At 46.7% G+C, this 15,571-nt stretch carries 11 protein-coding genes; 8 read left to right on the plus strand and 3 right to left on the minus strand.

Annotated features, from left to right (window positions below; translation table 11 throughout):
• Positions 1-70: 70 nt before the first annotated feature.
• On the minus strand, positions 71-1,027 hold the full coding sequence (locus tag ACDJ58_RS05030; RefSeq protein ID WP_413376028.1) for a D-2-hydroxyacid dehydrogenase: 957 nt from the start codon (positions 1,025-1,027) through the stop codon (positions 71-73).
• A gap of 190 nt (positions 1,028-1,217) precedes the next feature.
• Here ACDJ58_RS05030 and thpR point away from each other — a divergent pair, with 190 nt between their 5' ends.
• Positions 1,218-1,820: an RNA 2',3'-cyclic phosphodiesterase gene (thpR, locus tag ACDJ58_RS05035; protein ID WP_413376030.1), complete on the plus strand. Its 603-nt coding sequence runs from the start codon at positions 1,218-1,220 to the stop codon at positions 1,818-1,820.
• Positions 1,821-1,950: 130 nt separating this feature from the next.
• Entirely contained in the window at positions 1,951-2,808 is an 858-nt protein-coding gene (locus tag ACDJ58_RS05040; protein ID WP_413376032.1) for a cell wall hydrolase, read from the plus strand.
• A gap of 277 nt (positions 2,809-3,085) precedes the next feature.
• Here the strand turns inward: ACDJ58_RS05040 and ACDJ58_RS05045 are convergent, their stop codons facing one another.
• Complete coding sequence (locus tag ACDJ58_RS05045) at positions 3,086-4,306, minus strand: MGDG synthase family glycosyltransferase (RefSeq protein ID WP_413376034.1); 1,221 nt, start codon at positions 4,304-4,306, stop codon at positions 3,086-3,088.
• 357 nt (positions 4,307-4,663) lie between these two features.
• Between ACDJ58_RS05045 and ACDJ58_RS05050 the strand changes: the two genes are divergently transcribed.
• From ACDJ58_RS05050 to ACDJ58_RS05065, 4 genes are all read left to right on the plus strand, one after another.
• Complete coding sequence (locus ACDJ58_RS05050) at positions 4,664-5,245, plus strand: TetR/AcrR family transcriptional regulator (protein ID WP_063564517.1); 582 nt, start codon at positions 4,664-4,666, stop codon at positions 5,243-5,245.
• A gap of 207 nt (positions 5,246-5,452) precedes the next feature.
• Positions 5,453-7,735 carry a YhgE/Pip family protein gene (locus tag ACDJ58_RS05055; protein WP_413376036.1) on the plus strand — a complete coding sequence of 761 codons (2,283 nt, stop codon included), beginning with the start codon at positions 5,453-5,455 and terminating at the stop codon, positions 7,733-7,735.
• 675 nt (positions 7,736-8,410) lie between these two features.
• Positions 8,411-13,009 carry a glutamate synthase large subunit gene (gltB, locus tag ACDJ58_RS05060; RefSeq protein ID WP_413376038.1) on the plus strand — a complete coding sequence of 1,533 codons (4,599 nt, stop codon included), beginning with the start codon at positions 8,411-8,413 and terminating at the stop codon, positions 13,007-13,009.
• Positions 13,010-13,230: 221 nt separating this feature from the next.
• The gene (locus tag ACDJ58_RS05065; RefSeq protein WP_160319736.1) at positions 13,231-13,386 is read left to right on the plus strand and encodes a hypothetical protein; all 156 of its coding nucleotides are present in this window, start codon (positions 13,231-13,233) and stop codon (positions 13,384-13,386) included.
• A gap of 102 nt (positions 13,387-13,488) precedes the next feature.
• Here the strand turns inward: ACDJ58_RS05065 and ACDJ58_RS05070 are convergent, their stop codons facing one another.
• Positions 13,489-13,857, minus strand: coding sequence for a helix-turn-helix domain-containing protein (locus tag ACDJ58_RS05070; protein WP_113051794.1), 369 nt, complete (start codon positions 13,855-13,857; stop codon positions 13,489-13,491).
• 333 nt (positions 13,858-14,190) lie between these two features.
• On the opposite strand from ACDJ58_RS05070, the gene ACDJ58_RS05075 reads away from it, so the two are divergent.
• The gene (locus ACDJ58_RS05075; RefSeq protein ID WP_413376041.1) at positions 14,191-14,625 is read left to right on the plus strand and encodes a hypothetical protein; all 435 of its coding nucleotides are present in this window, start codon (positions 14,191-14,193) and stop codon (positions 14,623-14,625) included.
• A 151-nt stretch (positions 14,626-14,776) separates the two neighbouring features.
• Positions 14,777-15,535, plus strand: a complete 759-nt coding sequence (locus tag ACDJ58_RS05080; RefSeq protein WP_413376043.1) for a tyrosine-protein phosphatase — start codon at positions 14,777-14,779, stop codon at positions 15,533-15,535.
• Positions 15,536-15,571: the final 36 nt, after the last annotated feature.

Consider the following 15,571-nt stretch of genomic DNA (forward strand, 5'->3'; position numbering starts at 1 on the left):
GTTTTTGATTTTCGTAGGGAAACTACCTTACATGAATTTGTACAATTTCACATAAGAAAAATAAGCATTTTTAGTATTTATGACTATAATTCACCAGATTGAGCGGAAGGGTTTTCCCGGCGATATATGCTTCCAAATTTTGAACAAAAATATCAAGTGCCCGCTCGGTGTATTGCTCTGTACTGCCTGCAATATGCGGCGTAATCAAGACGTTATCCTTACCCCACAGTGGATGATCGGCAGGGAGCGGCTCCTCCTCGAATACGTCAAGTGCAGCAAAGGCGACCTGTCCACTGTCCAGTGCACCCAGCAGAGCTTCCGTATTCACGCTTGGACCACGTCCAACATTGACGAAACAGGAACCGGATTTGAAATGCTCGAATGCAGCCTGATCATAGATATGATGGGTTTCATCGGTGAGTGGCAAAATATTGATGACGTAATCGCCCTGGCTCAGTGCTTCATGTAGGCCGGACATATTGTACATTTGGTCAACATTTGGAACGTCTTTTCCGGAGCGTCGAACCCCAATGACGTTCATGCCCAGTGCTTTGAGAATGCGCGCAGTTTCTGATCCAATCTCTCCGACGCCGACGATAACCGCTGTTTTACCATGCAATTCCGGAAGTGGTTTGCCTGGTGATTTCCACTCTGCCTGCTGCTGGTGCAGCATCGCTTGTCTGAGCCAGCGGCTGTGGGACAACATCATACCCAGAATAATTTCGGTAATGGGAATGGCATGTACGCCATTAGCACTGGTTACCAATATGCTTTTTTGTTCCAAATCTGAGAAAGGAAGGTTGTCCACACCTGCGGACCAGACCTGAACCCACTTCAGAGGACTGTTTTCTTTCAGTGCATGTTCGGTTACCAGAGGAGACCAGCCTACGATAATTTCGACTTCTTTTAACTCCGATGAATCAATCTCCTTAGCTTTGCTAACCGTAAGTGTATAACCTGGTGCTGCATCCAGAATGCGTTGTTGCTGCTTCGTCGACAAGGATGGAAAACATACAATTTTACCCATAGTTAGTGGCCTCCTGAATTTAAATATGTTGTGCTTTTAGTGTAGCAGAAAAGAAGGCGATGTGCGTAAAAGGCAGGAATGCAGCCTCATGTGCAAATCCCAGAAATTGTGTCACTCTATAATTAACCAACTTGAAACCATAGAGACGACTGTGAAATAATAAAAACGAACTTTAGAAGAGGTGTATACCATGAATAAGTATTCATATACGGACCTTCCATCTCGACGGGAAAGATTATTTACTGCACTTCGGGTGCCGGCTCATATTCAACAATCACTTCGCATGTCTGCCGAATTGGTGCAAGGAAAGCTTGACTTTCGCAAATGGACGGATCATCGGGATTATCATATTACATTGCAATTTCTGGGGGATACACTTGTTAGTGACATTGGGCAACTTCGAAAAACCTTGCGCTCGGCAAGTGTAGGATTCCAGCCTTTTGAGCTACAATTATCCGGATGGGGAACGTTCGGTCTGGAAGAAACGCCCAAAGTGTTGTGGAGAGGCGTTGAAGGAGAAAAAGACCAACTGAATCTGCTGCAAAAACGAATCGTGGAAGCTACTTCATCTCTTGGATACGAGGCTGAATTGAGACCTTATTCTCCGCACATTACCATTGCAAGAAAATTTCTGGGACAAGTTCCAGGAAATGAGGATAAAGGAATATTTGGAGTGCTTCCTGAACATTCTTTGGGTGTTAATTCATGGATGATCCAAGATTTTGTGCTTTATGTGACACAGCCAGGTCAGTCGCCGATGTATGAGGTCGTGGATACGTTTTCTTTTTCCTGAAACTCATTGTTATGACATAAAATCACATTGACATTACGTTATTCCCTATGTAATATTAGCCATCGTTATTCAAATTCTTTTTTTGTGGTTACTTAGATTAGGGAATTGTTTCGACAGGAGGAATCTTCGAATGGATATTATAAGCAAGAATCGTTGGGTGGCACCGATGTTATCTGTGCTGCTTGTATGTATAGTGGGGGCTAATGTCGTTCAGGCGACTGGAAAGTGGAATGAGGCAAGTGATAGCAAACAGATGACCGAACTCGCGGCTTCTGCAGAAAATAGCGAAAATTCTTTTAGCGGAGACAGGCGAATGATGGAAGACGGGACAAGTCTATCTACTGATGGGTCTATCCAGACTAGTAACTGGACCAACTCGCTCCCGGCCAAGAACTGGCTGACGGCTGCTCAGGAAGAGCAGCAACAGAAGGAAGCCAAGGCTAAACATGCGGCCCGAGCTGCAGCAGCGGCCAAAGCGAAGAAAGAGGCTGCTCTGAAATTGGCCAAGATCGAGCATGCCAAAGCAGTAGCTGCAATTACGACTCCCCCCCAAAAACTTTACTTTACGCGGACCAAACTTCTGAACCAGGAAGACTCGAAACTTGCGACCTGGTCATACAGTGTGTCCGATAAAGAGCTGCTTCTGCTGCAAAAAATCGTCATGGCAGAGGCGGAAGGTGAACCGTACGAAGGCAAAGTGGCAGTTGCCAATGTTGTCTTAAACCGGCTGCGGTCAGCCAATTTTCCCGATACCATTTACAAAGTAATCTACCAGAAATCTCAATTCAGTCCTGTAGCGAACGGGCGCTTGAAACGTGTTACTCCTAATGAGGACAGTATCAAGGCAGTTAATGCAGCGTTGAATGGGAAAAAGGAAGTCGCCGATGATACGTATTATTTCTTGTCATTGACGCTTGCGGACGATCTGACAGTGGCTCGCTCCCAGAAAAAAGTAAAAACGATCGGGCATCATACTTTTTACAAGTAATTGACCTGTAAATTCTGCAAACAGGCAGGGTAGTTAACTATGTATTTACTACATAGACCTTGAAAAGCCCTGTAATGCAGTTTTATTTCGTCGTTTTTAATTTAATTGGTGAAGAGGGTTTGTTATTTAAATTACCCTTTTTTGAAGCAAATCATACGGAGATATGAACGAAATAAAAGAAGGTTCCCTTCCGGATTAATGGAGGGGAACCTTCTTTATGCATGTCTTTAAGAGATTAAACGTCCTCCTAGAACGACTAGAAGGGGTCATAGAGCTGCTAGAATGGGATTCGGGTACCTGACAGCGAAGTTGCCCCAATTCCGGCTGTGAAGCGCTCCTTAGGTGCGGATGTGACTTCCGCTGTAGCCGGGAACAATAAATCATGAACAGCCTGGGCACAACACGTTGGATCATAGGTGTTTCTGCTCTCTGGTTTGTGGACTGATTTCAGCTGGCTTTCAGCTTCACGTGGTGCATAGATCTGCTCACATAAATGCCTGAAGCGATTGGCAATAACGTCAGCAGAGTGAATGACCTGGCCGTATCCGGCTTGTACAAAATATTCACAGTTTTCTTCTTCCTGTCCCGGCAATGGAGGAACGAATAACATCGGCAAGCCTTTAGCCAGTGCTTCTGTACAAGTCATGCCACCTGGTTTCGTAATGAGCACATCGGATACGTCCATGAGTTTGCTGACCTCTCGGGTATACCCGAGAATGCGTATATTCGGATGCTGGAAGCAGGACATTTCCTTCAACTTGGCAATCATTTTCTCATTGCTTCCCAGACAGAACAGCAGCTGCACCCGATCCGCCCATGACGCGAGGGCTTTCATATGCTCTTCATCAAAGGAAAGTCCCCATCCGCCACCCATCAGCAGAGCAGTGGGCATGTTTTGAAGCCCCATTTCCTGTCTGAGGCTCACTTTGTCTCCTGCTTCCCAGAAGTCAGGATGTACAGGAATACCTGTGATTTGGATGCGAGAGGGCTCAACACCCCTGATCTCAAGCAGAGCCTTTACTTGTGGCGTGGATACCAAATATTTGTTGACCTCGGGATTAATCCACGTTGCATGTACGTCGTAGTCTGTGACGAGCGTATATAGTGGAATATTAAGTCCCTGACGTTTCAGTCGTGAGATGACCGCATTCGGAAATGGATGGGTACAGATCACGGCATCGGGTTTCAATTGGGATACGACTTGAGCCGTCTGTGTATAGAAAATCCGGTGCAAGGCCAGTTTGGTAAATCCGTTTAGTGATTTGTTGTATTGCGTCCGATACAGCAGACTGACCAGCTTGGGCTGAACGGTTAGTGTCTTGCGGTATGCGGACAGAATAAGCGGAGCCATTGTTGGGTTTAAAAATTTGCCGAGCTCAATGACCCGACTATGCACATGTGGACTGACTTTCTTAATGCCGCTTGCGAGCGCATGGGCGGCCTGGGTGTGACCGGTGCCGAAACCTTCGGATAACAAGAGCACTCTTGGTTTTCGCATGAGTTCACCTTTATTCATCAATTTAAATTTAACATTCACAGTCATACCGCACGTTGCATTATTACATGAATATACAGCGAAGCGGAAAATCATGTTCATTCGTTACATATTTACACTATAGTTAATGTTCTGATACATCGAAACTTCGTCTTTATCCGTGTTATTGGAGTCATCATACACTATAGACGACGATAGAAGCAGTTTCCACTGCATTTCGGTTAAAAAAAATTAACACAAATTTTTAATGTTAGGGTTGCAATCTGATGGTGAGAGTGGTAATCTTGGTTTTGACCGAATGACCGAATTGTATTTTTGGTCATTTAAAGAGGACGATCAACGAAAACGAGGAGGGATATGATGGCTCCGATTGACAGGAGACAGCAGGTCATTCATGCAGCTGCGCAGTCTTTTGCCATGTTTGGATACAAGGCAACCACGATGGATCAGGTAGCGAAGATTGCGAATGTTGGCAAGGGAACGATCTACACGTTCTTTACGAATAAGGAACAATTGTTTGATCAGATTTTGGTGGAAGTAATCCAGGAAATGAAAAACATTGCTCATCGTGAAGTTCATCAGGAAAGTGCTTTTTTTGATAATCTGTTTCGTGTACTTGATTCATTGCTGGAGTTTCGCCGTGATCACGATTTGCTGGTTAAATTGTCCCAGGAGCTTAAGGATTTTGGAACTCTTCAGGCCAAGGAAGGTTTGGAGAAAGTGGAGAAAGTCATCTCCGATTTTCTGGCTCGGGAGCTTGAGAAGGCAAGAGACAACGGAGAGATTCGTGAGTGTGATCCACAGGTAGTAGCTTTTATGATGATTCGTTTGTACATTGCCCTCACCTCAGATTGGAGCAAGCAACACGAACCGCTGAGCAAAGAGGAAATCAAGAATTACTTTCGCCTTTTCTTAATGGAAGGAATTGCTGCTGCAACGTAACCCGAATTTATTCTACTATAATATGGGTTAGTCATACGATTACAGGCAGTGAGGCTTGTCGAGAGACAGGTTTGTTTTTTTGCTCTAAAGTGACCGTTTGAGGAAAGTGGTCACTTCGTGTTTCGGTAAATTTTCCGGAACGCATCAAATTAATTTCATTATGGTTATTCTGCTTGGAAAGCAAAGAGAACAAGGGGAGAAAATGACATGAAATCTTTATCCGTGTTTTTCAAGGATGTGGGATCGGCCGTGAGAAACCCGAAGGTGTTGATCCCCGTTATTGCAATTTTGTTTATACCGATTCTATATAGTGGTATCTATTTGGCTGCCTACTGGGACCCATATGGTCATGTCGATGAAATGCCGGTTGCGGTTGTTAATCTTGATAAAGGTGCAGAGCTGGAAGGCAAATCATTGCATGTCGGTAGTGACCTCGTTGATGAGCTGAAGAAGAATGCAGATTTTAAATGGGATTTTGTCAGTGCCAGTCAAGCTAAAGAAGGCATGGAAAACGACAAGTATTATATGCAAATTACGATCCCGGAAAACTTTTCATCCCAGGCAACCACGTTGCTTGATGATAAGCCAGAACCGGCTGATCTGATCTACGAACCGAATGGAAATTACAGCTTCGTGGGTGCGCAGATTGGAAAGACGGCTATCAAGGATCTGAAAGCTAAGGTTTCGGCCAAAGTAACGGAATCCTATGCGGAGACCCTGCTCGACAAGTTTTCCGAAGTATCGGACGGATTGGCTGAAGCTGGCGACGGCGCAGGAGACTTGAATACGGGCGCAGGCAAGCTGGATGATGGAGCTGTTAAGCTCAAGGATAATCTGGCGAAGCTGGCCTCCGGAACATTGGAACTTCAGGATGGCTTGTCTCCATTAAGTGATGGTGTCAATGCACTTCACACAGGTGCAACCAAACTTGAAAGTGGAACATCGAATCTGGTATCCGGTTTGCAGCAGCTTCAAGCGGCGGCGACAAGCCAGCTTCAGAGTGGTGCAGACCAGTTGAAGGACGGCAGTGCCAAGCTGGAAACTGGACTGAAGTCTTCCGTGGACGGAGCAGGCAAGCTGCAAGCGGGTCTGAAATCGTCTGAGCAGGGCAGTGCGAAGCTGTCCGAGGGTCTGCAAAGTGCAGTGCAAGGCAGCGGCACATTGGCCACTGGCCTGCAATCGGCAGTAGACGGCAGCATCAAGGTTGCTGACGGAGCCCAGGGCGTGGCCGACGGGTTGAAGCAGCTAGCTGCATCCAACCCTGAACTGGCAGCTAGTGAGGACGTACAGAAGCTGCTGGCAGCCAGCACAGCAGTCGCCGAAGGCAGTAAGCAACTGCGTGAGAGCGAACAGAAGCTCGCGCAGGGTGCAGATCAGTTGCACCAGGGCAATCAGCAACTGGCAGCAGGTGCGTCCGAGCTTCACGGAGGCCAAGAGCAGCTACTGACGGGTGCGAACCAGTTGGTAGATGGCCAACAGCAATTGCTGGCGGGAGCTGGACAGCTTAGCCAGGGCGGAGCGAAGCTCTCCGATGGCCTGAAGCAGTTTAGCGGCAAGCTGGGCGAAGCTGCAAGTGGTGGTACGTTGCTAGCAGATGGAGCCAAGCAACTGGGCTCCGGGACTACAGCCCTGCAAACGGGTGTAGGTAAACTGAGCGGTGGCGTGAGTTCACTCACGGACGGCTCCAAACAACTCGGTGATGGTGCAGGCAAGCTGGCAGACGGTTTAACTGAGCTGAAAGACGGCTCAAGCGAACTGGCTACCAAGCTGAATGATGCGGCTCAGAAAACATCAGAAGTCAAGAAAACGGACGATGTGGTGAATATGTTCGCTGAACCTGTGAATACATCCGAGAACACAACAGAAAACGTGAGCAATTACGGTACAGGGTTGACGCCGTTCTTCCTGTCCATTGGTTTGTTTGTTGGATCACTGATTTCAACGATTGTTTTGAAAATGCGGGAAACTTCCGTACCGGGCGCAACGGGTTGGAACCGTTTTGTCAGCCGAACACTCGTATTCGGTTTTGTGAGCATTATTCAATCCGTGATCGTGGCAAGCTTCATGCTGTACGGTCTTGGACTGGAAACACACAGCGTTCCGCTGTTCTATCTGTTCACAATCTTTACCGGACTGACCTTTATGTTTATTGTTCAGGCCCTCGTAACTTGGCTTGACTTGCCAGGACGATATGTTGTCATCCTGTTATTGGTCTTCCAACTTGCAGCAAGTGCGGGAACATTCCCAGTAGAACTGATTCCGTCGTGGCTTCAGGCATTTAGCCCTTGGTTGCCAATGACGCACAGCATCATGGGCTTCAAAGCAGTTGTATCCAGTGGCAATTTCGATGTGATGTGGCATCAGGTCGGTATTCTGGCAATCTATGCAGGTATTTCTGTGCTGCTGACATTGGCTTTCTTCCTTTGGAACGGCAGACGTCGCAAAAAAGAAGTCGAAGTGGCTGAATCCGGTCAAGTTGTGACGGCATAAGCCGAATTGAACCGGAATAGGACAGAATAGTGAAAATAAACTTTGAACTCAAGTATCATAATTATGCAATATAGTAGTCAAATAGTGCAAAGAGTCTGCGACCCGAAAATGGGTTGCAGACTCTTTTTGTATACAAATGCATAAGGATGAAGATATTCGCTGGAACATGGCATGAGAAATTGGACCAACTATGGTTAAACGCAGGCCACATATGGAATGATTTTCTTTTGTCAGCAATTAAAATTAGTTGTACTCTGACATAAAATGTGTATAATTATTCGAAAAAGAGATGAATTTTAACGTCAATACACTAAAGCTGTACTGCAAAACATTTCTTATCAGAGGTATTAAAAAGTTTAAATTGCGCTGATGTTAGCTCGGTGTTAAAATAATAGAACTATATCAAAAAACGTCGCTCCATATCAGCGGCCGTGCCAGCGGTTGCGTGTTGTTATACCAAGCTGTTTGCCGGATGATCCGGATCAGCTCATCTCATGGATAGCCTCTGCCGCAATAGCAGCACTTATAAGATAGACAGCCCTTATTGCTGTCGCCCTCGTTCATCTAGCAGGTGATTTTTCATGTTGAAAATGCCCGCTCCTCCCGTTTCATTGTTGCTTGTTGCCTATGTTCTTGATCTTTCCGAAATACTTCACTATAGAAAGGTTGCGTTCCATGAGACACATCGGATTACCTCCTAAACAGGGTCTGTACGACCCACAGTTCGAAAAAGACGCATGCGGAATGGGTTTTGTTGCCAACATCAAAGGAGTACCTTCACACGACATCGTTAGTCAGGCACTGACCATGCTCAGTAACATGGAACACCGCGGAGGACAGGGCAGTGAGCCGAATTCCGGTGACGGAGCTGGTATCTTGATCCAGATTCCACATCGCTATTTTGCGCAGGAAGCGGACCGTCTTGGTTTTGCATTGCCTGAACAGGGGTTCTATGGCGTAGGAATGTTGTTCCTTTCACAAGACCCTGTCATTCGAAGCGCGCATGAAGAGAGCCTTAAGAAGATCATTGAAGAAGAAGGCCAGACATTCCTCGGTTTCCGGGATGTGCCTACGTTTGATGAAATGCTTGGACGTTCTGCGCTTGCAGCGAAGCCTTATGTACGTCAGGTGTTCATTGGAAGATCGACAGAAGTTAAGGATGAATTGGGATTTGAACGGAAATTGTACGTCATTCGTAGACGTGCGGAGCTTGCTATTCGTTATTCGGCGGATGAAGCAGAGGGTGGTTCATTCTACCTGCCAAGCTTGTCCTGTCGCAAAATCGTCTACAAAGGCATGCTGACAACTGAACAGGTGGGACAGTTCTATCTGGATCTTCAGGAAGATCTCGTGGAATCAGCGATGGCGCTTGTTCACTCCCGTTTCAGTACGAATACATTCCCAAGCTGGGAACGTGCTCACCCGTATCGCTTCATGATCCACAACGGTGAGATCAATACGATGCGTGGTAACGTAAACTGGATGCATGCCCGGCAGTCGCTGTTTGAGAGCGAATTGTTCGGTAATGACATTTCGAAAGTAAAACCGGTTATCAATCCGGATGGTTCGGATACAGCGATGTTTGATAACACGCTGGAGTTCCTGTATTTGAGCGGCCGTTCATTGCCACACGTGGCCATGATGATGGTTCCTGAGCCTTGGAGTACAGATGAGGGAATGGACCCTGCCAAAAAGGCATTCTATGAATACCACAGCACGATGATGGAGCCGTGGGACGGACCTGCAGCTATGGCCTTTACCGACGGTTTGCAGATTGGTGCAACTCTTGACCGTAATGGTCTGCGTCCTGCACGTTACTATGTAACGAAAGACGACCGTATTATTTTGTCCTCCGAGGTAGGGGTACTTGATATCGCTCCTGAAGAAATTCTCTATAAAGATCGTCTGCGTCCTGGACGTATGCTGCTTGTCGATACACAACAAGGACGTATCATTGCGGATGAGGAAGTGAAAGCTCTCATTGCGGCCGAGAATCCGTATCAGGATTGGCTCGATGAGCATCTGATGGATCTGAATGAGCTGCCGGATGCACCGGAACTGCCTGATCCAAAACATGATAACGTAACCCAGCTTCAGTTGGCGTATGGATATACATTTGAAGAATTGCGCAAAGTGTTGGAGCCAATGGCATCAACAGGTATGGAAGCTACAGGCTCCATGGGTTATGATGCACCACTGGCGGTTTTGTCGGATCGTCCGCAGCGTCTGTATAACTATTTTAAGCAGATGTTTGCACAAGTTACCAATCCACCGATCGATGCGATTCGTGAAGAGATTGTAACCTCTACGGCAACAACGATCGGACCTGAGCGTAACCTATTGAATCCTGAACCAGAGAGCTGTCGTCAGATTCGTTTGGATACACCGGTACTTTCTAATGAGGATTTTGCGAAGATTCGCCACGTTCGTCGCCCGGGCTTCCGTTCCATGACGATTCCGATCTTCTTTACAGCAAAAGAGGGCGCAGAAGGACTTCGCAAAGCGATGGAACTGCTCTTCGAAGCTGCGGACCGTGTCATTGACAAAGGTCATAACATTTTGATCCTGTCTGATCGTGGTGTTGACGCCGAGAATGCGGCTATTCCAGCATTGCTGGCTGTAGCAGGTTTGCATCACCATCTGATTCGTAAAGGAACCAGAACCAAAGTCAGCATTTTGCTGGAATCGGCAGAGCCGCGTGATATTCATCACTATGCCTTGTTGCTTGGTTACGGCGTAAGTGCGGTGAACCCTTATCTGGCGTTTGAAACGCTGGATGACATGATTCAGCAAGGGCTGCTGCGTGGCATCTCACATGAGAAAGCCGTGAAGAACTATATTAAAGCCGCTACCAAGGGCGTTATTAAAATATTGTCCAAAATGGGAATTTCGACGATTCAATCCTATCGCGGGGCTCAAATCTTCGAAGCGGTGGGTCTGAAATCAGACTTCGTTGATCGTTACTTTACGTGGACACCTTCGCGAATTGGCGGGATTGGTCTGGAAGAAGTGGCTGCCGAAGCATTGACTCATCACAACCGTGCCTTTACGGACAAAGATGGCAATGACAAAGTACTGGATTCCGGCGGGGAATACCAATGGCGTAACGACGGAGAAGAGCATCTGTTCAATCCGCAAACGATCCATACGCTGCAACATGCAGTACGTACTGGCGATTACAAACTGTATAAAAAGTATTCCAAACTCGTGCAAGGCGAAAATGATCAGTTGTTGACCATTCGCTCCATGCTGAGACTGAAACCGGTCGGTCCTGCGATTCCTTTAGAAGAAGTAGAATCCGTTGAAGACATTATGCGCCGTTTCAAAACAGGGGCAATGTCCTTCGGTTCAATCAGCAAAGAGGCACACGAAGATCTCGCTATTGCGATGAACCGTGTTGGTGGTAAATCCAATACAGGTGAAGGCGGGGAAGATCCGGCTCGCTTCATTAAAGATAGTAACGGTGATTCTCGTCGCAGTGCGATCAAACAGGTGGCATCCGGACGTTTTGGTGTAACATCCAACTATCTGGTCAATGCCGACGAGATTCAGATCAAGATGGCACAGGGAGCAAAACCGGGTGAAGGTGGACAGCTGCCTGGACGTAAGGTATACCCTTGGGTTGCTGAGGTTCGTGGATCAACACCGGGTGTAGGTCTGATCTCTCCGCCACCGCACCATGATATCTACTCGATTGAGGATCTGGCTGAGTTGATCTATGACTTGAAAAATGCCAATCCACGTGCAGAGATTAACGTTAAATTGGTATCCGAAGTCGGCGTTGGAACGATCGCGGCTGGCGTAGCCAAAGGTCGTGCCGATATTATCCTCGTTAGCGGTTATGACGGTGGTACAGGTGCATCCCCGCAAGGCTCGATTCGCCACGCGGGAATGCCTTGGGAGCTGGGGCTTGCTGAGACACATCAAACGTTGATGCTGAACAATCTGCGTGACCGCGTTGTTCTGGAAACGGACGGCAAAATGCTGAATGGTCGTGACTTGGCTATCGCTGCTTTGCTGGGAGCTGAGGAGTATGGATTCTCTACCGCACCACTCGTTGCACTCGGCTGTATCATGATGCGTGTCTGCCAGATGGATACATGTCCGGTAGGTGTAGCGACACAAAACCCTGAATTGCGTAAAAATTACACGGGAGATCCTGCTCATGTCGTTAACTTCATGCGTTTTGTTGCTGAAGATGTTCGTGAAATCATGGCAGATCTTGGCTTCCGTACCATTCAGGAAATGGTGGGCCGTACTGATTGTCTTGAAACAGTAGAGGCAGTAGACCACTGGAAGAAGAAAGGTGTAGATCTGTCCGTATTACTGCATGTGCCTGAAATGCCGGAAGGCTCTGCACGTTACCGTACACAGCATCAAAACCACCAATTGGAAGAAACGCTGGATATGCAGCAGTTGCTCCCACTGGCACAACCTGCGCTTGAATCCGGTCAACCGGTTGAAGCGGTGCTTCCAATTACCAACGTAAACCGTGCAGTAGGTACCATTTTGGGTAGCGAAATTACGCGCAAATATGGAATTGCAGGATTGCCGGAAGATACGGTTCAATTCAAATTTGTTGGTTCTGCTGGACAAAGCTTTGGGGCCTTTGTACCTAAAGGTATGACATTGACCGTTGAAGGGGATTCCAATGACTATGTAGGTAAAGGGTTGTCCGGAGGTAAACTGATCGTCATGCCTTCACCAAAAGCCACATTTGATGCCGAAGATAACATCATCATTGGTAACACCGCTCTATATGGGGCAACCAGTGGTGAAGCCTATATTCGTGGTATCGCCGGGGAACGGTTTGCTGTACGGAACTCGGGTGCCAAAGTGGTTGTTGAAGGTGTAGGTGACCATGGTTGTGAGTACATGACGGGTGGACGTGTCGTCGTTCTGGGTGATACAGGTCGTAACTTTGCAGCCGGGATGTCCGGCGGTATTGCTTATGTGTATGATCCAAAAGGCACATTCCTGAAACGTTGTAATCTGGAAATGGTACTTTTGGAGCGTATAGAAGATGTCTCTGAGAGTGCAGATCTGCGGGGCATGATTCAACGCCACGTTGCGAATACAGGCAGTGCGGCGGGTCAGCGCATTCTGGATAACTGGCAGCAATCTGTAGATCAATTTGTCCGGGTTATCCCGAAGGACTTCAAACGAATGACCGAGCAAATCGAACGGATTCAGGCAACGGGCCTGACTGGAGAGGCTGCTTTGCTGGCTGCTTTTGAAGCCAACATGCGTGAACTTGCACGTGCAGGAGGTTAATACATTCCTGTTCGAGTGCATGAACGGGTTGTATTAAGAATAATAGGAGCTTTATGGCGGCCAATGAGGCGCTGTAGAGCTCCTATTTGGTTTTCGACAAAATTAGAACCCGCACAAAAAACGCTATCGCCATGAGACGACAACATTGAGGAACTTTCTCAAGTATAATAAGGCTAGTTTTGGAGTGTAGGGAAAGTATAAAGATAAGAGAGGTTAGCGGAATGAATATGAAGCAACCAAACAGGGGCGATCGTAAGCCGAAAGGTAAACCAGTCGAAGCAACCCAGATGGACATCATGAAAGTTTTACTGCAATGTGGAATCGACCCGGAGCGTTGGAACCATTTCGCATCCTCCGACAACAACAAGCGCGCTTGACAACACATTAACAAGCATAGAATAGATGGAGGGAAATCAAGACATAAAAAAGCCCAGAAACCGGAGAGTGATATTTCTCGGTACTGGGTCTTCTTTGCGGGTTTAATCCATACTGCGTTCCATGCGGACAAAAGCAATAAAACGACGTGCCTCTTCTTCTGTTAAGGGTTTGCCATCAATCATCAGGCCGAAGCGTTCCAGCACTTCCTTATCCGATAATTCAAGGGCGTCCACGAATTGCCTTACGTCCTCATCCATCACGACATCACTTTGTTTCGTCCGTCCAATGAGATAATCAATGGATACGCCAAAGATGTCAGCAAGTCTCGTTAACACTTCGAAATCCGGTTTGCGTCGGTTTTTCTCGTAGTGGGAGAGAGCAGCTCTTGTAATATGAATGGAGCTCGCAAGTTCTTCTTGAGTAAGTCCCCGCTGTTCCCTTAATTCAGCAATGCGATTTCCGTAGCTCATATGCTATTTCCCCCTGAACGCCATCAAATATATATTAGAACAATCCTGAGCCAAGTGTTTGATCAGGGCAGCTTTCCTGCATCATCGTAACGCCTTATTAGTCCTAGTTGTATATAGGTCTGTCTAAGGACATCTCATATTGTCGTAAATCAAAAGAACCATGTCCAAATACTGCTTGACATGATACAAATTGTATCGTAAATTGGACGTATGGAGTTACAAAATGTATCATTTGGGATATTTTAAAGTATGACCACGTTGCCTAGCCAATATACCTGTGAGAAGGAGTATAGGCAACTCTTGCAAGCTAATCCATTCTAAAGGAATGAAGCCATGAATTCAATGATTCAGGAATGGGCGGATCTCAAATTAAATGTCCATATGTACATTCAGGAGTTTCATGGCAAATTGGTAGACCGCAAAAGACGCCCCGTTCTGTTGCTTGGTATGGACACACGAGCGATCACCTTCCTGAGCGACCTGGACTTGCCAATATCATCAGAAATGCTGATTGGTTTGGATGTAGAAGATAGCCATGTATGTGTGCGACTCCACGCAAAGTTGCAATGGAAACAGCCCTTCGGTGAGCTCACATTGTATCATTCAAGCTTGCATATTCAGCAAGAGCAGACACTATATATAACGGGACAGTTAAATACAATGATTCGAGAAGTTCAGTTTCCGACGGTTTCCCGGTTTCAATATGAGAAGGCATCGGAACAACCTAACTTGCAGGAAACCTATCATTACATTGATTTTACCATATGAGTTGAACACATTCTAAACATATTCTGAACAAGCATGTACTTAACGCCATTTTACTATATTTCATAGCGTTATGCATTAGTTCTTTAACACCAAAAGCATTTGCGCAATGAATAAAGGGGCGAGGGGGATCATACATTGAGGAAGTTTGGATATGGTTGAAATGCACTGCCACATTTTATCCGGTCTGGATGATGGCCCTGTTCATATGGAACAGTCCATTGCGATGGCTGAGAAAGCGGCAGCCTCAGGAATTACCTCGATCATTGCTACTCCGCATCACCTGAACGGGCAGTACAACAATAAACCCAACGTGGTCAATCAGGCAGTGGACCTGCTACATGCAGAACTTCGCAAACGCAACATTTGCTTGGAGATCCGTCCCGGACAGGAGATCAGGGTGCATGACAACCTGATTGCAGACTTATACGCAGAAAAGTGCTGCACGCTCGCCGGGAGCCGTTACATGTTGCTGGAATTGCCCTTTGGTCATATCCCCTCGCAGTTCCCCGGGATACTCCAAGAACTTAAGTTGGCGGGTATCATTCCTATTATTGCTCATCCCGAACGAAATCGTCCAATTCAGAACAATCCCGATTTATTGGTTGAATATCTTGGGCAAGGTGCTCTATGTCAAATTACGGCTCAATCGGTCATGGGACTTTTCGGGCGAAAAGTTCAGAAATGGTGTTTCCATTTTTGCAAAGAAAACGGATTTCATTTCATTTCATCAGATGCCCATAATATGGAAGAAAGAACATTCTCAATGAAAGCCGCATATCACCTGCTTGAACGCCGATTTGGAAGTCGGCTAGTTCAAACTCTGCAAAATAATGCGTGCTCGGTATGGAACAATCAAATCGTAGAGCCGGAAGAACCAACGATCATGAGGCGTAGATTGTTGTTCTGGTAACCAACTAAGAGGAAACGATCTTCATCATAATTTGCT

It is taken from the genome of Paenibacillus taichungensis, from assembly GCF_047302525.1.
Classification (GTDB): domain Bacteria; phylum Bacillota; class Bacilli; order Paenibacillales; family Paenibacillaceae; genus Paenibacillus; species Paenibacillus taichungensis_B.